This is a genomic window from Roseivirga sp. BDSF3-8, from assembly GCF_041449215.1.
Classification (GTDB): domain Bacteria; phylum Bacteroidota; class Bacteroidia; order Cytophagales; family Cyclobacteriaceae; genus JBGNFV01.
On sequence record NZ_JBGNFV010000001.1, the window covers coordinates 391,097 to 410,035 of the forward strand.

An 18,939-nucleotide genomic window follows, 5' to 3' on the forward strand; every position below is an offset into this window, starting at 1 on the left:
GCTACCAAGGCGGCCTTTATGTTTGGTTTGCTAATTCAATACCGGGGTATCAGAACCCAACGAGGCTGATACCTACCTGGAAGGGACTTACTGCGGGTCCGGCTCCAGGCGTTTCGCCGTCTTTAAATATATCGTTGAGGCCATGGTAGTAGTACACGTTAAACCCACCTATACCGAGGCGGCCGAATACACCATAGCGCACGGCATTAAGGTTGAACTCGCGCTTATCTTTGGTCTTCACGGTCTCCTCATCATTCTCAAACTTCACTTTGGTATGGCTGGCAAGCAACAGGCCGCCCTTTACACCTGCAGCCAGGCGAATGCCTCTAGAGTAGTCTGACTTATTAAAATGGTAACGGATTTCTAAAGGAATGTCAAGATAGGTAAGGGCAAGCTTGGTCTTTTTGATTTCACCCAGCCCACCGATAGGCATAAGCTCAGTATTATTATCAAACTCGTTTACTGTAAGGGTAAAGTCATCCTCAAAAGCAAACTTCTCTAATGCAAGGCCAAGACCGGGATTAAAGGTAAGGCCTGAATTTTCGCCACCCAGAAAGACGGTATGGCTGTAGTACATATTGACTACCTTAGAACCCCAGAAACCGGTACCTACAGATACTGTAGAGTCAGTACTGGGATCCGGGATATACTGGAACTCTTCGTCTATAAAGTTAAATCCGAATTCTATGATCAGATCGCCGGGCAGGTTAGGCCTGGCTTTAGTCTCATTAATGGCACGCAGGCCTATGCGTGCATCGGTATTGGCTCCGGTATTTCCGTTAGTAGCCATAGCCATGGGAGCTACAAGCAAAAACAGGCTAAAAAATACGGCAGATATTCTCATCGGTAAATAGTTGATAAGTCACTTAATAATGTTGGGAACAAATATAGGGTTTTTAAAGAATGAAAAAATTTCGATCAGCTCTTGATTTTTTTTGCACGTGAAAATTTTTTGCATACATTTGCAATCCCTTACGGGAACAAAGGCCTCATAGCTCAACTGAATAGAGCATCTGACTACGGATCAGAAGGTTCCAGGTTTGAATCCTGGTGAGGTCACCAAGAGCCGCGCTAACGTAACGTTAGGCGGCTTTTTTTATTACCCCCTAATGCGTACCAGACACCTCCCGCGCTAATAAATTCATTATGGCACTTGCAGGCATGATTACAGGCTTCGGCCTAAGCTTCATTTTTCTTTACGGCCGTAAACACATTCCCTTGTGGCTGAGAGCCTGTGTGGCAATCGCCCTACTGCTTACCGGATGTACCGGACTATATCTCACAGATACTGCTAATAAGGACCATATGATGCTCTTTTGGGGCTTAATGACGGCTGGTATCTTTTTCCTATTAGACGGAGCCGTTTATACTCTCAGTCATCGCCTGCAAAAGAGGGACATAATATTATGGCTTCGGGGTAGCTTTGAGGCAATAGTGATTTTAGGGTGCGGAAGGCCAATGGATTTGATAAGCTATGCTCCATCATCCTATTAATTTTCATATGTATGATGATGGGCTTGGGTGCCCATCTTTTCCGGGCGGTGTGATTCTTCAACAGGCTAATGTTCACTCCCTTCGAAAGCTTTAAATGCAATACAAGCAGTTATAGAACCTTCTGCGCAGGTAAGTTTCCCCCGGGTAAAAATGCCGACATACTTCTCCACCTGCATTTCGCCGTATCAGCTACCGCCAAAAGGAATCGCATAGAATAAGTATTTACCTGCTATTACTCAAATCCCCTACGGGTAATATGATCTCGAACTCGCTACCGTCACCCGGGCCATCGCTTCTCACCTTAATTTCACCATCATGAAGGGATACCAGCTTTTTCACAAGGGTCAGGCCTATGCCCAGCCCTCCCTGGGAGCTCCCTGCATGGGTTTCCATCTGCGTAAACATGTCAAAGATATCATCCAACTTATCCTGGGGTATACCTAGCCCGTTGTCTGCAATGGTCACAGAGACTTGTTGACTTTCTCTCTCCATGTCAATGGTGATTCTGCCCCCTTTTGGCGTGTACTTGGTTGCGTTATTAAGAATATTAATGAATATCTGAGATAGCCTTAGCGGATCGGCATGCAGGTATACAGGCGACTCAGGCAGGTCCATTATCAGGTTGTGCTCTTTTTCTCTGATAGCCTCATCACATACTTCTATCGCCTGGGTGAGTATCTCCTGCAGGTGGGTCTTCTGCTTTTCCAACGTAACCTTACCCTCACTGATTCTGGATACATCGAGCAGGTCATCGATCATCTTAGTGATGGTGGTGGTCTGCCTTCGCATTACCTTAAGTATCCTGGCACGGGCTTCCTCATCTGCACTATGCTCCAGTATAGATATGCCGGTACGGATGGGGGTCAGTGGGTTTTTCAGTTCATGGGCCAGCGTAGCCATAAACTCGTTTTTATACTGGTCCTGTTGCTGAAGGCTATTGATGTCTTTGCGCATAGTCGCCTGCTTTTCCAGCGCATAGGCCATGAAAACCTTATTGAACCTGGTGGCGATATTTATATCGTTTTCATCCCACTCTCTGCTCTGGTTATGTATCTCCTTTTCATGCACCTCAAAGGAAGACCTGGGCATAAGCCTTTCTTTTTTGGAGGCCATTACCTCCTCTTCTTTGGGCACCCCAGCCCAGCGCTGAGTATAACGATGCTCCTTTCTGAACCAGGCAGTATAATACCTTTTTTGTTTAGCGACCTGAATAACCATAGCTCCGCGTATGTCATTGAGATCACTGTCATCACTTACGATATCAGTAATATCAGTCGTATAAAAGTAATCCCTTCCTTCATCAATGCCCTTACTAGCCAGCCTCTCCATAGATTCCCTGTCAGGCGTTACCCCTAGCTTAAAAGAATCCTCTTCATAAAAGAATGCAAAGCCATCCGCATTCAGCATGTCCAGTACCTTTTCTTCATTTTCTTTAAATACTGTGACAATAGAGTTGCTACTGGAGGTTTTATCCAGCATGGCATTTAGGGCCGCGTCCGTTTTTTCCTTTTTGGCAAGGTACAGTTCCTCCTCTTTGGCATAGAGGTGCCAGCTGAATAGCTGACTCAGGTTTTCGCACTCCAGCCGTACATTTTGCGGAATATAGCGCGCCTCACGACTGTGGCAGGAAATGATACCCCATAGGTGCTCATGCGTCACAAGTGAGAGGGATAGTGAGGCTTTGATGCCCTGGTTACGGATGTATTGCCTGTGAATTGGGGATAGTGTCCGGATGATAGAGTAGGTCATGTCCAGCGGTTCTCTTCCGCTATCAACGCTCGGGATAAGAGGCGAGGATTCAAGCTCTACATCAGGTATCAGACGTACCCAGTTTTTTGTATAAAGTGCTCGCGCCTGGGCAGGTATGTCATTGGCAGGATAATACAAGTTCAGGTAGGAGTCCATGAAGTCCTCCTTTGCCTCAGCTATTACTTTACCGGAGTCATCATCGTTAAACCTGTAAAGTACCACACGATCCATTCCGGTAACATACTTTATCGTATCCACGATTTCCTGGGCCATATTTATCAGAGGCTCATTCCGCTTAAATTTAGGCGCAATGGACATTGCATAAAGCTTGATATAGTGGAGGGCCGAGTATGTTTCCCTGAACTCTGCAGCCGGCTCCAGCTCTAGCACTACTTTATCACCCGTATGATAGACTACGGCATAAAAATCTTCAGCATGTTTTTCCCGAACTAATTCCCTCCGGAATTTAAGCCTGAGAGGAAGGCGGGCATTTTGATCAATGGCCCGTTTGAAGGTCTCTCTGATAAAATCCTGATATTCAGGCCCATCCAGAAACTCATAAAAGTCCCCTTTTAAAATCTCCTCCTCCTTCAGGTTTAGCAGATCAAGTACATTTTTACTGAGGATACGGACACGCCCGTTATTACTTCTATCCATTGCAAACAGGTATCCATATCCCTGGATAGATTCAGGAATGTGAATGGGCTCATCCTCACAATGTTCGAATTTTAAGTTGTCAATGTCGAGTTTATCTGAACTCATGCGTTAATACCGGGTTGCAAATGAACTAAGTTTAAGCTACACCTGTGCTGGTAACTATCCTAAAAACAGGATTTACCTTATGCCTGCCACTGCAAAAGATTTTAATCCGAACACCTTGTCTTAAGAAAAATAAAATGGGCAAATCCTGCCCGCCAAACCTCACTTCTTCAAAATGTTTTATTAACCGGAGCTTAAGTAAGCCGTTAAGATATCATTTTTAAGTCGAGACCAAATATACACTGTAGATTTATTTCTATTAGCATAAAAGCCCTCAAAACGACCGGAAAGAAAGCAGTAAGGGTTCATTCGCACACCTGAAAAACCTGGATAGCCTCCGGAATAGATATGTTTATAAACATAACTGTTGTTTATGATTTCGGTGATGGTTTGGTAATGATCGAAAAGGAAATGATCCGGGGCTGGACCAATCATGGCGGTCTTCTCGACTGCCACTGAATCTATAGTATCTTTTTCCTTTTCATTATGCCGGTCACATGAAGCGGCAAGGGCCATTAACATTATCGACAGAAATAACCAATTCATGAATTTTTTAACTACTGAGAATAGCATAAAGTTAAAATGCTATGAAGAAAAACGTAAAGGGTAGTGATAGGACGGATCAATCTCGGGCAAAAGCTTCAATCAGGAACCTGGTGAAGCAGGCGGCCACCCAATCAATGGTGAGGAAGGTAGCCTCCACAGGGCCAGCGGCCCTGTTAAAAGAGTGGAGAATGGCAGGGGTTAGGCTAAGTAGGTGGATGCAGATTGTGCTTTCCTTGTAGATATGTGCAAGACGGACTCAGTATATAGGCTAAGGTGTATGGATAATGATTGGCAGGAGGCAAAGGGACTACAGAACAGGATATAGGAAATTTACAATTAGTGAAGTATAATAGGCTTCCGGACGAGAGACAAAGGAACGCCGAACGATCCCCCTCCTCTACATGACTTGTAGACGGTTCAGTATTCTGTCAGACAAGGGAGGAAATTCTGAACGGGAACGGGGTTAGTCGCCACTAAGTGATATAGTAAAAATACAATTATTTTTCAGAAACCAGGGAGTGATCATAGAAAAGTTCAGGACATCCTTTTTACCTCCGGAAGTGAACTAAAGAAGGGGGATTACTCAACGTGGTTGCTATATCCCTCGGCCCCGTATTCCGCTATTGCCTGATAGGTGAAGTCGCCGGTTTCCGTCTCATCACGCTGCACACGGTAGATCATGGCTTTGCCATCTTCGATAGTGGCATAGAAGTACTGCCCATAGCCGGCATGGAGGCTATATATGGCGGCTTCTGCATCCGGATGGATATGGTAGGAAGGGTAGTCGGATTGGGCTACCTCATTGCAATTATTCACCTTGGCCACCTCTACCCTCTCTCTATCAAACAGGGCATACAAGGTGGCGGTAGGGGTACCCTGCTGATCGAAAACGGCCTCACTGCACTCAAAAGAAATGCTCTCCACTTCAAAATCTTCAGAGGCTATGTCCACGTCTTCCTCTTCGGTATTCTGCTCATAGGCCTCGTCGTGCCGGGTTTCGGCATCACAGGATACGAGCAGGCATAACAGGGCAAAGGTGATCAGGGGTAGTTTCATGGTAGTTGGTTTGGTTGTTTAGAGGTAGAACCGGGGAGATGAGGGAATGTTGGAGCGGGCAGTAAGCAGTACTTTAAGGAAATACGAGTTAATCAGATGGTGCAAACAGTTAGCCAGGGTTAAAAAAACCCCAGGTAGTTATATAGGCATCCTCTTTTACTGAAATCTTAATCAGTAAACATCTCAACCTACCATAGATTCCGTTTTCTTCTCCTACCCTTTAAATTTTAACGGCACTTTAATTTTAGATTTACGAAAAGAATCACGGAATAAATAAATCGTTGATCCACCAAATACTAAAAACATAGACCCGGTAACAAACCCGAACCAGCTAAACCCTGATAAAAACATATCTTCTATTACCCCATAAACTATTAACATATAGAAAAGAAACCCAATTAATATAAATAAGGACTCAATTACCCTATTCCCATAAAAGCTAATTAGATTATTTTTATCTACATCATAATAAAAATCAGGGAGATTTTTCATGTATAAAACAGAAGGCATATACTCTCCTGTTATTGTAAATTTCACTCCATCAGTATTTATTGGAACATCTATTGAGCATTTAGCCGTAAGTTTAATGATAAAATACTCTTGAGGGTTTAGTAGTTCAAAGTCAAATTGGGCATGGTTTTTATTCCGATTAACAGTATGCAATATTTTTCTTTCGTTAGGATTAATCTCTAATATTTCTATACTTAATATTTCATTATCTTCAGGCAATACTATTCTAAGCGGCTCGATAAGGTTCATAATTGGTTTATTTCCTTCATTAGCAACCACCATTTTAATCTGTGCCACATTCTCTATAGAATGATTTTTAAAGGCCAGTTTTAAGTTATCAGATAATTCTTTGTTTGAATGGGTAAATAAAGAATTACAAGAAATGAGATAAGGGTTTAATTTAATATGGACTTTACTTTTAACGTAAAAAAAGTAACCGACCAAAAAACTAATTAATAGGCCACTAATTCCACCAATAACAAGTGAAGGCACTGAAATATCTTCCATAAAGTAGCTGGGTTTTTAAAAGACTACGAATCACACCACCGCCTTACGCAGCAGAAACGGCTCCCACTCGGCGTGGGCGTCGCCTGAGAAGTCGCGGAGGAAGGTCATGTAGGAGGGTTTTGTTGGTTTTGTTTTAAGGATCATATCTGCGTGCTCGGGCAGGCGATCGCCTTTGCGGGCATTGCAGCGCTTACAGGCCGTGACCAGGTTGGTCCACAGGCTGCGCCCGCCCCGGCTGCGGGGCAGCACATGGTCGAGCGTGAGCTCTTTGCCGGCACCACAGTACTGGCAGGTAAACTTATCTCTTTTAAATACATTCTGGCGGGTGAGGACCACCCCACGGTAGGGCAGCTTGATGTATTTATGTAAACGGATGACAGCCGGAACAGGAAACTCGTCGTTCACCGTGTGCAAAGCATATCCTTCGGCTTGCGTGACCAGATCGGCTTTGTTTAGCCATACGAGCACAAAGGCGCGCTCTACGGAACAAACCATCAGGGGACTGTAGTCCTGATTAAGGATCAATACTCTACGTTTCATGCGTTTACGTTTGTTTCATTACTCGTCTTATCGCGGTTAGTTGATGCGTATGTTTATTTCGGTCTGCATTGAATATGCCTGTTTCATCTACCTGGTCCTTGCGTACCCGGCCACTGGCATGAATGACGGTGCGGTCTTCCAGTAGTATGCCTACATGGTTGCCGCCGGTCTCACTTCCCTTAAAGAAAAGCACATCGCCCGGTATGGCGTCCGGGAGGCTATCTACGTGACTACCCTGCTGTACCTGCTGAGAGGCATCGCGGTGCAGGGAGTAGCCGCAGATACGGTAAACCATCTGGGTGAAGCCGGAACAGTCAATACCAAACGGTGACTTACCTCCCCAGAGATAGGGCGCATGGATGTACTTCTCAGCCGTTTGCTTCAGAAATTCAAAATCACGCTTTTGCCCCAGGCTTTTGGACTCGCCATTGAAGGCAAGCTGCTCCTCTACTTTAAAAAGCTCATTGGTAGAAATGGGAAGAACACTACCTATAAGCACCTGAATATAATGCTTTTTGAATAAAATACCAGTCACCAGATCCGTGCAGATTTTATAGTCGGCATTGCTTACTGCATCAAAATATTCGGCACTGATGGGGTAGAATTGGGTATGGTCTATCCAGCCTTCATAGTTATCCCACTGAATACGAATACGCGCCCACCGGTGGTCTTTTGCCCACTCAAGCACGGTGTAGTGGTCCCCGAAAAGGAGTTGTGTCACCATCTCTGCACGGTCTGTAGGTTCCTTACGTACAGGGATAAGGGTGAGTCGGCAGATGCCGTGTTGGTTCTCTTCCATAGCTTATTATTAGTAGCGGATACGGCTCATTTCCCGCTTTTGGTCTTTTTCTTTTATGCTCTGTCTCTTATCGTGAAGCTTTTTACCCCGGGCCAGGGCAATCTCCAGTTTAGCCAGGCCGCGGTCGTTAATAAAGAGTTTGCTGGGCACTATGGTGAGGCCCTTCTCCTCAAGCTTGGTTTTGAGCTTATTCAGTTCGCGGCGCTGCAGCAGGAGCTTACGCTCGCGCTTTGCATCGTGGTTTTCATGTGTGCCCAGTTCATAAGGAGTGATGTGCAGATCACGGACAAATAGCTCATCATTGTGAAATACACAAAAGGCACTTGACAAATTTACCTTACCCATACGGATGGACTTGATCTCGGTGCCCTTCAGGGACATACCGGCGATGTACACGTCGAGGAATTCGTATTCGTAACGTGCCTGCCGGTTACGTATGCTTATGTTATTGCTAAACTTGCTTTTATCTTTTGCCATTTCTGATTTTGTTAAAAACCGCGTCTATCTTTTCGCGGGGCAGTACCTTCTGCCCGGTACGGCCGGTGGCGACTGTCCGGTCGCCCACCTTCGCCTGGTAGGTGCAGACGATGCTATTTCCTTCCAGGCTCTCTATGGTAGCAGTAATGGCTACCTCCTCCCCTACGAAAGCCGGGGCGAAATGTTCTATACTTAGCATGGTGCCGATCCCCTCCTCGCCGTCTTCTTTCATTTCAAGAACAAAGAGCCGTGAAGCCCACTCAATGTCTCTGGCCAGGGCAAAGGTAGCACATACGGGGTGCACCTGCTGGCCATGGAAGGAAGCGGTGTCCGATTCCTGGACAGTGGTGCGGTAGGTTTTGGTATCTCCTTTGTTAAAAAGTGCTTTCATGGGGCCATTGTTCAGAGAGGCATGCGAGGCATGGGAGACACATCCAGGGAGGCAAACTGCCCTGCCAGGTACTGGTAGTGTGCCGCCATGGCAATCATGCCGGCATTATCCGTACAGTATTCGAAAGCAGGAATATACACATTCCAGCCCTGTTTTTCCGCTTCGGACTGCAGCTTGCTGCGCAGGCCGCTGTTCGCACTCACCCCGCCGGCAATGGCTATTTCGCTGATACCCGTCTCGCGGGCGGCCCTTTTTAGCTTCTTCATAAGCATGCTGATAAGGGTACGCTGTATGCTCGCGCAGATGTCGGGCAGGTTATTTTGCACAAAATCAGGATCCTTCTTTTTCTGATCACGGAGGAAATACATGAAGGCTGTCTTGATGCCGCTAAAGCTATAGTTGAGCCCCTGCATCTCGGTCTCGGGAAACTCAAAGGCTTCGGGGTTACCTTCTTTCGCGTACTTATCGATGAGGGGTCCGCCTGGATAAGGCAGCTCCATGAGCTTAGCCGTCTTATCAAAGGCCTCCCCTACTGCATCGTCCTGCGTTTGCCCGATAACGGTCATGTCCAGGTGGCTGTCTACCCGTACAATCTGGGTATGCCCGCCACTAACGGTGAGGCAAAGAAATGGAAATGAGGGCTTTGGCTCATCTATGAAATGAGCCAGAATATGGGCCTGCATATGATTTACCTCTATAAGGGGAATGCCCAGCCCCATTGCAAAGCCCTTGGCAAAGCTGGTGCCTACCAAAAGCGCACCCAGGAGGCCGGGACCACGGGTAAAAGCCACGGCATTCAGCATCTTTTTATCTATATTTGCCTCCTTTAGCGCCTGGTCTATTACGGGTACGATGTGCTGCTGATGTGCCCTGGAAGCCAACTCGGGAACTACACCACCGAATTTTTGGTGTATTTTTTGTGTAGCTATAATATTAGAAAGGACGTTACCCTGCTGAATAACAGCGGCGGAGGTTTCGTCACAAGAGGATTCTATCGCCAGGATAGTAGGAGACATTAGCGTTGGCAACAAAGTCAAATTTTTGGCAAGTTATTAAAAATGGGATACTACGACCAATTCTTTATTTGGTCGCACTATCGCTATTGATCTTTGTGCTGTCGGTAGCTGCGCTGCAAAGCCCCTGGGTGCAAACAAAGATCGTACAGCAAATCTCCGAAAATCTTACCGAAAAACTAGGCTTCCCGGTCTCTATCAAATATGTAAACATCAGATGGTTTGACACCATCCTGCTGGAAGATGTGCAGGTGCGCGACAAGCAGGACAACCTGATGATAGGGGTGGACCGCCTGCGTGTGAACTTTGACTACCGGGAGATGTTCGCCGACGAGCTGCACCGGATAGATGAGATAAGGCTGTATGATGCAGAGGTAAACATGGTGCGCTATCCTGCAGACAGCGAGATCAATATAAACCAGTTCGTAAGGCGCGTAAAGGAGCTTACAAAGCCTAAAAATCCTAAAAAGAACCCTACCTACCTGTATATCGACCGGGTCGTGTTTGCCGATAGCCGCTTTACCATGAATGATATGCTGAAAGACTCTATACCGGAGGGCTTCGACTACTATCACTTCACTATGGAGGACCTGGACATCCACGGGCAGGAATTTAACGTGCGTGCGGACACGATGGCGGTGGATATCAAGCGGATGTATGCGAAGGAACGGAAGACGAACACGGCAATCAATAAGCTGACTACCTACTTCCGCTTTTCAGAGAGTGCCATGGAGTTCTACAACATGAACTTCAGCCTGGGCCAGAGCCTGCTGCAGGACACCCTGGTCTTTACCTATAACGAATCGGCCAACCTGAGCTACTTCAATGACAGTGTCCGGGTGTTGGCTAAACTGGACAATTCAGTCATCCACACCAGCGACCTGGCTCTTTTTGCGCCGTCGCTTAAAGAATTTAACCAGCGATACACGGTAAGCGGTACGGTACGGGGTAAGGTCACCAACTTTACGGCGCGCAACCTGGAGCTGGATTTTGGCCGCAGCAGCAGTCTCAAAGGGAGGCTGTCTTTTGAAGGCCTGCCGGATGTGGAAAACACGTTCATACAGGCTGAGGTGGAGAACTCTGCCATCAATGCGGCTGACCTGGAGCCCTACATTAAGCCGGACACGTACGACCGCCTGCAGGTATTCGGGCGCAGCTACTTCAATGGTCGCTTTACGGGCTTTGTCAATGACTTTGTGGCGAATGGCAACTTCCGTACTCCCCTGGGTACCATTGACTCGGACATTAACCTGAAAATACGCGAAACAGGGGCGGCAAGTACTTACACGGGTTCGCTGGCGCTGACCAACTTTAACCTGGGGCGGCTGACGGGGCGACCTGAAGATGTGCAGCGGGTAACTATGTCAGGAACCATTAACGGCTCGGGCTTTAGTGTGGAAGAGGCGGATGTGGAAGTGGACGTGGAAGTGGCTAAGCTGGGCTTGAAGGGGTACAATTACCGGAACATCGTTACGGAAGCCAAGCTTTCCAATGAGTTTTTTGAAGGAAACCTCTCGGTGGATGATCCCAATATGCAGTTTACAGGCTATGCTTCGGTAGACCTTCGTGATGACCGGAATCACATCCGGATCAATGCGAACCTGGATACCATGCGCCTGCACGTACTGAACCTGATGGAAGAGGAGCTTGCACTGCACAGTCAACTGGACGTGGACATAACCGGTCTGGATGTGGACAGTATCACCGGTAGCGGTTTCTTGCGGGATACCCGCATACGCTATCAGGGCCGAAGCCTGAACCTGGACTCCCTGGTGTTTGACTCATATCGTGAAGCAAACTACAGGGAGCTGCACGTAGGCTCGGAACGCATGCGGGTGGATGCCCGCGGGCAGTTTGATTACCGCCCGCTGATCAAGGACCTCAAACGGCTTTTGAAAGAGTATCAACTGGCTTTTGAAAACGAGCAGGATGCACTGGATGCATATTACGCAAACCTGCGGGATACTACCTATGCGGACTACCAGGTAGAATTTTCCGCCCAACTGGACAATGCTAACCCGCTGCTGCAGCTACTGGTGCCGGAGTTGGAAATAAGCCGAAACACGCGCCTGGAAGGAAGCTTTAACGGAGGTTATACCTCTATCGTACGGCTGAATACCATGGTGGATACGCTGGCCTACAAATCAAACGTATGGCATAACCTGCAGGCGGACATCACTACTTCCAAAATAGCAGACAGCACGGCTGTACTGGCCAGTGGCTTTGTGGGAGCGGAGATGCTGGAGCTGGAAAATGTGGCCGCCCTGAGAGATCTGAGTGTAGAGGGCATCTGGGACAGGGACCACATCGACTTCTATGCCTATGCAGAACAGGAGGGGGGCGAAAATTATGCAAATGTATCCGGTGAGCTGGAATTTCTCACGGATAGCACTGTCATCAGCTTCCTGGATGACACTGAGTTTCAGGTACTGGAAAAGGTATGGCGGGTGAGTGACCGAAACCGCATTACCCTGGCGGGGGGCGATGTGGTGGTGCAGGACCTGCGGGTGTTTAATGAAGACCAGCGAGTGGCAGCCAACGGGGTGCTATCAGATTCCGTGGGTGATGTATTTAAGCTGGATGTAGATAACTTCCTGGTGGAGAACCTGAACTCGCTGCTGGAGGATACGCAGGTGTTTGGCACCTTCGACGGCAGTATTGACGTGCGGGGCTTTTTTGGTGAAAGGCTCCTGGAGAGCAACTTTATTCTTTCACGCTTCCGGGTAGGCCGCTTTCCCGTGGGGCGCATTATCGGTAATACGGTGTACGAACGCGAGCAGGACCGCATGCGCACCACACTTAATGTGAACCGTGAAGGAGAAGAGATCATCGCGGTAAACGGCTTTTATTACCCCCGCCGTGAAGAAAACTCACTGGAGCTGGTCGCTAACTTTGACGGGGCTAACCTGAATGTCGTGGAGCCATTTGTAGATGATATCTTTACGGAAATACAAGGGAAAGCCTCGGGCCGGTTTACCATATCCGGCACCCTCTCCTACCCGATACTGAGGGGCCGCGGGGACTTCCGTAACGGCAGGGCACACTTTAACTATCTCAATACAGACTATACTTTTAACGGCGGGCTTATTTTTGATGATAACGAGATCGGTGTACGTAACCTGGAGCTACGTGATGCGGGCAACAACCTGGCCCTGCTTACGGGAGGTTTCTTCCATGATGGCTTCCGTGATTTTGTTATAGACCTGCACGGGGAGATGGAGAACTTCCGGGTGCTGAATACCACCGCAGAGGATAATGAGCTGTACTACGGCATGGCTCATGTGACTGGCTCCCTGGATATACTGGGAGCGCCCAGCAATCTGAACATCGATGCCACGGCGGTAACGGAACCTAACACGCGCCTCTTTATCCCGGTAGAGATGGATGAGGACCTGACTGACAAGTCGTACGTGAACTATGTGGACCGCTCGGACTCTGTGATCAGGGCCACTATAGAGGGTGAGCTGGAGGCGGTGGACCTCAGAGGCATACAGATGGAGTTTGACCTGGGCATTACGCCAGATGCGTATGCGGAAATCATTTTTGACATAAAGGCGGGGGATATTATCCGGGGCCGGGGTAATGGCGATGTAAAAATGCTCATCAATACCGAGGGTGAGTTTAATATGTTCGGCGATTTCGTATTCGAAACGGGGGGCTACAACTTTACCCTGTACAACATTATTAATAAAGAATTCGAGATATTGCCCAATAGCCGGATAAGCTGGTATGGGGACCCCTATGAGGGTATTCTGGACATTAACGCCCTGTACCGTCAGCGGGCCAGCCTGGCGCCTCTGCTGCAGGTAAATGACGAAGAGTTTTATAACCAGCCGGAGGTTATCCGCCGGTACCCGGTAGAGCTTGCCCTGGAACTGGACGGCCCGCTGTTGCAGCCGGATATTGGCTTTGATATCGATATAGGCAATGTGCCGGATGTGGTGGTTACCCCAGCAGGACCTATTAGCTTCTCTGACGCCATACAGGCCTTTAGCGCACGTATACAAAACGATGAGCAGGAACTGAAGCGACAGGTATTCAGCTTGCTGGTGCTGCAGCGATTCAGTGAGCAAAACAGCTTTAGCGTGGGAGGCGAGACGATAGGTAATAGCCTGAGCGAGTTCCTGAGTAACCAGCTTAGCTATTGGGTGACGCAGTTTGACGATAACCTGCAGATAGATGTGGACCTGGCGGGACTGGATGCGGATGCTTTTAACACCTTCCAGTTACGCCTGAGCTATACCTTCCTGGAGGGACGCCTGCGCATAACCCGTGACGGCGGGTTTACCAATATTCAAAATGAGGCCAATCTGGGCAGTATAGCCGGGGACTGGACCCTGGAGTATCTGCTTACGGAAGACGGGCGCCTGCGGGTAAAGATGTATAACCGTACGGACTTTAGCCTGGTAAATGAGGCCCTGGACAATGCCTCATATACCGTCGCGGGGGTATCCCTCATGCATACGCAGAGCTGGGACACGGTGAAAGAAATCTTTACCAATACACGGAAAAAAGCCCTGAGCGACAAGCTAAAAGAGCTACAGGAGCAGCCTGAAGATGAGGATGAGGAAGAGCCGGCGGAGGATCCTATCATTCAGGCGACCCCGGTGCAGGAAGAGGAGGAGCCTGAGGGGGGGGTGTAACAACAGGGCTGGATCGATTATGACTTTTTAAAAAGAATAACTTGCAGCTTGGTTTGAGAGAAGCACCCTTCGGCATTCGGAAATCCGCTATTCCTATTACATAGTATCCATAGATGGGGATGGTGAGGGCAAAACAGACGTGCGAAATAAAGAAGCGAACCAGCTCAACGCGAAGGTAGCCCGCGTTTATAGAATGGACTCATAGCGGCCATACTTCTTATTGGCGGAGGGCAGGCGGCATCCATCCTTACAGGGCTTCCCTTTGCTATCATCCTCATATTCATGTGCTTCAGCTTCTACTAGTCTCTCATTAAGTACAAAGAGGAGCAAGAAAAAGGAGAGAAAAAGAAGGAGGTTAATGCCTGAGGTGTAGAAGGCTGCGGCTGTATCGCATAGCCGTCAAGCTAAGGATGTAAATAGCTTAAAAATAGCACATTAGCAATCCCCCATCCAGTCAGCTGACTGACGGGGACAGTTCAAAAAAGCTACAGCATTCTTAAACCAGGAGCAGTACTGGCATTAGAATTTACTATACATGGCTGCATAGGGCTACATTCTGTAAGAACCACCCCTAAAAGCCCTACGCCTTTTTGCATCCCTCCTGTGCTTTCGCAGGAGGGGAATTAGGCCTTTGCTTGACAGCTATGCTCCCCCGGGGAGAGGGCCGACTTTCGGGGCCCAACAATCCGCCTTTCAAAACCCACACAAAATGTACCATGAGAGCCCCACCAGTCCCATCGGGACGACGCCTTTGTAGCTAATAGAACCGAAGAAAACCCTAAGTGCCATAGGCACGCTGCTCCCGCTCCCATCTCTCCGTATCCACAGAGGCCCCGTCAGAAGCCGCCCGACTCGCCCCAACTTTCGAGGTCCGACTCTCGAGGTCCGACTTTCGAGGTCCGACTATCGGGTGGCCCGACTATCGGTGATAGAGTATTTGCCCTCCCTTCCGAAAAAATTCCTTTTCCCAAGAGAAGCTGAGTGAAATACAAGGCTACTTAGGGAAAGGTGGCCGCCGTGGTAAGCATAAGTACTGCAGGAAGCATATCGAAGAGATGTAGTTGCCTTCCCTCAAAAATTGATTCGCGGACGGAAAGGGAATCCACCCCAGTCAACTGCGAGCCCAGCTCCCGGAAGGATAATATGCTATTGTGCCTGCTAGCTTGACGGCTATGCTCCCTGGGGGAGTGGTCCGACTTTCGAGGTCCGACTATCGGGTGGCCCGACTATCGGTGATAGAGTATTTGCCCTCTCTTCCGCAAAATTCCTTTCCCCAAGAGAAGCTGAGTGAAATACAAGGCTACTTAGGGAAAGGTGGCCGCCGTGGTAAGCATAAGTACTGCAGGAAGCATATCGAAGAGATGTAGTTACCTTCCCTCAAAAATTGATTCGCGGACGGAAAGGGAATCCACCCCAGTCAACTGCGAGCCCGGCTCCCCGGAGGGTAATATGCTATTGTGCCTGCTAACTTGACGGCTATGCTCCCCCGTGGAGAGGTCCGACTATCGGGTGATAGAGTATTTGCCCTCCCTTCCGCAAAATTCCTTTCCCCAAGAGAAGTTGAGTGAAATACAAGGCTACTTAGGGAAAGGTGGCCGCCGTGCTAAGCATAAGTACTGCAGGAAGCATATCGAAGAGATGTAGTTACCTTCCCTCAAAAATTGATTCGCGGACGGAAAGGGAATCCACCCCAGTCAACTGCGAGCCCGGCTCCCCGGAGGGTAATATGCTATTGTGCCTGCTAACTTGACGGCTATGCTCCCCCGTGGAGAGGTCCGACTATCGGGTGATAGAGTATTTGCCCTCCCTTCCGCAAAATTCCTTTCCCCAAGAGAAGTTGAGTGAAATACAAGGCTACTTAGGGAAAGGTGGCCGCCGTGCTAAGCATAAGTACTGCAGGAAGCATATCGAAGAGATGTAGTTACCTTCCCTCAAAAATTGATTCGCGGACGGAAAGGGAATCCACCCCAGTCAACTGCGAGCCCGGCTCCCCGGAGGGTAATATGCTATTGTGCCTGCTAACTTGACGGCTATGCTCCCCCGTGGAGAGGTCCGACTTTCGGTGATAGAGTATTTGCCCTCCCTTCCGCAAAATTCCTTTCCCCAAGAGAAGCTGAGTGAAATACAAGGCTACTTAGGGAAAGGTGGCCGCCGTGGTAAGCATAAGTACTGCAGGAAGCATATCGAAGAGATGTAGTTGCCTTCCCTCAAAAATTGATTCGCGGACGGAAAGGGAATCCACCCCAGTCAACTGCGAGCCCAGCTCCCGGGAGGATAATATGCTATTGTGCCTGCTAGCTTGACAGATATGCTCCCTGGGGGAGAGGTCCGACTTTCGAGGTCCGACTATCGGGTGGCCCGACTATCGGTGATAGAGTATTTGCCCTCCCTTCCGAAAAAATTCCTTTCCCCAAGAGAAGCTGAGTGAAATACAAGGCTACTTAGGGAAAGGTGGCCGCCGTGGTAAGCATAAGTACTGCAGGAAGCATATCGAAGAGATGTAGTTGCCTTCCCTCAAAAATTGATTCGCGGACGGAAAGGGAATCCACCCCAGTCAACTGCGAGCCCGGCTCCCCGGAGGGTAATATGCTATTGTGCCTGCTAACTTGACGGCTATGCTCCCCCGTGGAGAGGTCCGACTTTCGGTGATAGAGTATTTGCCCTCCCTTCCGAAAAATTCCTTTCCCCAAGAGAAGCTGAGTGAAATACAAGGCTACTTAGGGAAAGGTGGCCGCCGTGGTAAGCATAAGTACTGCAGGAAGCATATCGAAGAGATGTAGTTGCCTTCCCTCAAAAATTGATTCGCGGACGGAAAGGGAATCCACCCCAGTCAACTGCGAGCCCAGCTCCCGGGAGGATAATATGCTATTGTGCCTGCTAGCTTGACAGATATGCTCCCTGGGGGAGAGGTCCGACTTTCGAGGTCCGACTATCGGGTGGCCCGACTATCGGTGATAGAGTATTTGCCCTCCCTTCCGAAAAAATTCCTTTCCCCAAGAGAAGCTGAGTGAAATACAAGGCTACTTAGGGAAAGGTGGCCGCCGTGGTAAGCATAAGTACTGCAGGAAGCATATCGAAGAGATGTAGTTGCCTTCCCTCAAAAATTGATTCGCGGACGGAAAGGGAATCCACCCCAGTCAACTGCGAGCCCAGCTCCCGGGAGGATAATATGCTATTGTGCCTGCTAGCTTGACGGCTATGCTCCCCCGGGGAGAGGGCCGACTTTCGAGGTCCGACTTTCGCTGGGCCCGCATTCGGGTGGTCCGACTTTCGGTGGCCCGCATTCGGGTGGTCCGACACTCGGTGGTCCGACTCTCGGGGTCTGGCTTTCGGGGCCCGACTTTCCGGGTCCAACAATCCGCCTTTCAAAACCCATGCAGAATGTACCATAAGAGCCCCCACCAGTCCCATCGGGACGGCGCCTTTGTAGCCCCATAAAGCCAAAGTAACCATTAGTGCCATAGGCACGCCGCTCATCCGCCCCTCTGTCCGTATCCACAGGGGCCCCGTCAGAAGCCGGTGAACTCGGCCCAACCTCATTACCCCCAGCTACTATTTCCTCCTCATATACCGTCACATTTCCTGCTGCATCTGCCGCTTCCACCCGTACCATTAACCCATTCGTTATGTCCACATCCCTTTTCAGGTTATAAGCATACACCTCATTCGCTATCAGCTCAATGCACTCACCACTTTCCCATACAGCACCCCTGCCATCCATCACCCTCACCTGCAAAGAACAAATGCCAAAGTCATCAGACGCGTACACCTCCAGCACCTCACCCGCCTTCCCCGTAAAGCCCTCTGCTACCACCTTTTCCACCACCGGAGCATACATATAGTCCCTCACCGCCAGGTTCTGCCACGAAATAAAGCCCTCCGCTGCCGCCGCATACTTCGCAAACAGCCCATCATCCTCCTTCACCCGCTTGCTATACGCCGTTGCCTCCCTGAATCTTCTGTGATGCGCCTTTTGCTTCTCACTCAGCGGTTTCGATGATTTTGACGGCCGGGCAGACACAATCGTTCTACCCGCCCGCTGCCGGTATACAATCGCGCCCCGCACCATACCTCGCGCACCCTCTATCCATGGGTTATTCTCTATAACAGCCATTCTTTCCTCAGCTTTTATTTCATGTTTATTCCTGTCAAAATTAATCCCACACACAGTTCCCCCGTATTTCAGGTAAGATTATCAGTATATAGCATGAGCCTATAAGAAAGCCCCCGGCACCTCAAAGTATAATATATCTTATATCAGCCCCTTTCTTACCCTCTGCCCATCCTGTGGGTATTCTGTGGGTATCCTATATGCACATGCCCCAAACCCATAAGCACGTGTATATATAACTATTCCGGTAAACACGAAACAGGCTACCTCACCTTCTCAGCAAACCATCCTATATGATCACCCCATGTACCTTCCCCCGTAAAAGGCAATTCAGTCATCACAAC

Annotated in this window: 13 protein-coding genes and 1 tRNA gene; 3 read left to right on the forward strand and 11 right to left on the reverse strand. The window is 48.8% G+C overall.

Annotated elements, in window-relative coordinates:
* Positions 1-49: 49 nt before the first annotated feature.
* Positions 50-844 carry a porin family protein gene (locus tag AB9P05_RS01455; RefSeq protein WP_371907037.1) on the reverse strand — a complete coding sequence of 265 codons (795 nt, stop codon included), beginning with the start codon at positions 842-844 and terminating at the stop codon, positions 50-52.
* A gap of 141 nt (positions 845-985) precedes the next feature.
* Between AB9P05_RS01455 and AB9P05_RS01460 the strand changes: the two genes are divergently transcribed.
* Positions 986-1,062 (forward strand) — tRNA-Arg (locus AB9P05_RS01460).
* 654 nt (positions 1,063-1,716) lie between these two features.
* Here the strand turns inward: AB9P05_RS01460 and AB9P05_RS01465 are convergent.
* Both AB9P05_RS01465 and AB9P05_RS01470 read right to left on the reverse strand, forming a co-directional pair.
* Positions 1,717-4,005 carry an ATP-binding protein gene (locus tag AB9P05_RS01465; RefSeq protein ID WP_371907038.1) on the reverse strand — a complete coding sequence of 763 codons (2,289 nt, stop codon included), beginning with the start codon at positions 4,003-4,005 and terminating at the stop codon, positions 1,717-1,719.
* A gap of 180 nt (positions 4,006-4,185) precedes the next feature.
* Positions 4,186-4,548 carry a hypothetical protein gene (locus AB9P05_RS01470; RefSeq protein ID WP_371907039.1) on the reverse strand — a complete coding sequence of 121 codons (363 nt, stop codon included), beginning with the start codon at positions 4,546-4,548 and terminating at the stop codon, positions 4,186-4,188.
* A gap of 41 nt (positions 4,549-4,589) precedes the next feature.
* Here AB9P05_RS01470 and AB9P05_RS01475 point away from each other — a divergent pair, with 41 nt between their 5' ends.
* Positions 4,590-4,787 carry a hypothetical protein gene (locus AB9P05_RS01475; RefSeq protein ID WP_371907040.1) on the forward strand — a complete coding sequence of 66 codons (198 nt, stop codon included), beginning with the start codon at positions 4,590-4,592 and terminating at the stop codon, positions 4,785-4,787.
* A 340-nt stretch (positions 4,788-5,127) separates the two neighbouring features.
* Here the strand turns inward: AB9P05_RS01475 and AB9P05_RS01480 are convergent, their stop codons facing one another.
* From AB9P05_RS01480 to tsaD, 7 genes are all read right to left on the reverse strand, one after another.
* Complete coding sequence (locus AB9P05_RS01480; protein WP_371907041.1) at positions 5,128-5,604, reverse strand: hypothetical protein; 477 nt, start codon at positions 5,602-5,604, stop codon at positions 5,128-5,130.
* Between the two features lie 213 nt (positions 5,605-5,817).
* Positions 5,818-6,621 (reverse strand): hypothetical protein, encoded by an 804-nt coding sequence (locus AB9P05_RS01485; RefSeq protein WP_371907042.1) that lies wholly within the window; start codon positions 6,619-6,621, stop codon positions 5,818-5,820.
* Positions 6,622-6,651: 30 nt separating this feature from the next.
* Positions 6,652-7,161: an HNH endonuclease gene (locus AB9P05_RS01490; protein WP_371907043.1), complete on the reverse strand. Its 510-nt coding sequence runs from the start codon at positions 7,159-7,161 to the stop codon at positions 6,652-6,654.
* A 4-nt stretch (positions 7,162-7,165) separates the two neighbouring features.
* Complete coding sequence (locus AB9P05_RS01495) at positions 7,166-7,960, reverse strand: NlpC/P60 family protein (RefSeq protein WP_371907044.1); 795 nt, start codon at positions 7,958-7,960, stop codon at positions 7,166-7,168.
* Between the two features lie 9 nt (positions 7,961-7,969).
* Positions 7,970-8,437, reverse strand: a complete 468-nt coding sequence (smpB, locus tag AB9P05_RS01500; protein WP_371907045.1) for an SsrA-binding protein SmpB — start codon at positions 8,435-8,437, stop codon at positions 7,970-7,972.
* Positions 8,424-8,828, reverse strand: coding sequence for a thioesterase family protein (locus AB9P05_RS01505; protein WP_371907046.1), 405 nt, complete (start codon positions 8,826-8,828; stop codon positions 8,424-8,426). Before AB9P05_RS01505 ends, smpB begins: the two co-directional genes overlap by 14 nt.
* An 11-nt stretch (positions 8,829-8,839) precedes the next feature.
* A complete protein-coding gene (gene tsaD, locus AB9P05_RS01510; protein ID WP_371907047.1) occupies positions 8,840-9,844 on the reverse strand; it encodes a tRNA (adenosine(37)-N6)-threonylcarbamoyltransferase complex transferase subunit TsaD in 1,005 nt (334 codons plus the stop codon).
* 68 nt (positions 9,845-9,912) lie between these two features.
* Here tsaD and AB9P05_RS01515 point away from each other — a divergent pair, with 68 nt between their 5' ends.
* Positions 9,913-14,484, forward strand: a complete 4,572-nt coding sequence (locus AB9P05_RS01515; protein ID WP_371907048.1) for a translocation/assembly module TamB domain-containing protein — start codon at positions 9,913-9,915, stop codon at positions 14,482-14,484.
* A gap of 3,196 nt (positions 14,485-17,680) precedes the next feature.
* On the opposite strand, the gene AB9P05_RS01520 is transcribed toward AB9P05_RS01515, so the two are convergent.
* Positions 17,681-18,598 (reverse strand): hypothetical protein, encoded by a 918-nt coding sequence (locus tag AB9P05_RS01520; RefSeq protein ID WP_371907049.1) that lies wholly within the window; start codon positions 18,596-18,598, stop codon positions 17,681-17,683.
* Positions 18,599-18,939 lie beyond the last annotated feature (341 nt).

Coding starts and splice junctions, on each gene's coding strand:
- AB9P05_RS01520 (WP_371907049.1), bottom strand. CDS start 18,598: ATGGCTGTTATAGAGAATAACCCATGGATAGAGGGTGCGCGAGGTATG.
- AB9P05_RS01495 (WP_371907044.1), bottom strand. CDS start 7,960: ATGGAAGAGAACCAACACGGCATCTGCCGACTCACCCTTATCCCTGTA.
- AB9P05_RS01455 (WP_371907037.1), bottom strand. CDS start 844: ATGAGAATATCTGCCGTATTTTTTAGCCTGTTTTTGCTTGTAGCTCCC.
- AB9P05_RS01490 (WP_371907043.1), bottom strand. CDS start 7,161: ATGAAACGTAGAGTATTGATCCTTAATCAGGACTACAGTCCCCTGATG.
- AB9P05_RS01475 (WP_371907040.1), top strand. CDS start 4,590: ATGAAGAAAAACGTAAAGGGTAGTGATAGGACGGATCAATCTCGGGCA.
- AB9P05_RS01465 (WP_371907038.1), bottom strand. CDS start 4,005: ATGAGTTCAGATAAACTCGACATTGACAACTTAAAATTCGAACATTGT.
- AB9P05_RS01485 (WP_371907042.1), bottom strand. CDS start 6,621: ATGGAAGATATTTCAGTGCCTTCACTTGTTATTGGTGGAATTAGTGGC.
- tsaD (WP_371907047.1), bottom strand. CDS start 9,844: ATGTCTCCTACTATCCTGGCGATAGAATCCTCTTGTGACGAAACCTCC.
- AB9P05_RS01470 (WP_371907039.1), bottom strand. CDS start 4,548: ATGAATTGGTTATTTCTGTCGATAATGTTAATGGCCCTTGCCGCTTCA.
- AB9P05_RS01480 (WP_371907041.1), bottom strand. CDS start 5,604: ATGAAACTACCCCTGATCACCTTTGCCCTGTTATGCCTGCTCGTATCC.
- AB9P05_RS01505 (WP_371907046.1), bottom strand. CDS start 8,828: ATGAAAGCACTTTTTAACAAAGGAGATACCAAAACCTACCGCACCACT.
- smpB (WP_371907045.1), bottom strand. CDS start 8,437: ATGGCAAAAGATAAAAGCAAGTTTAGCAATAACATAAGCATACGTAAC.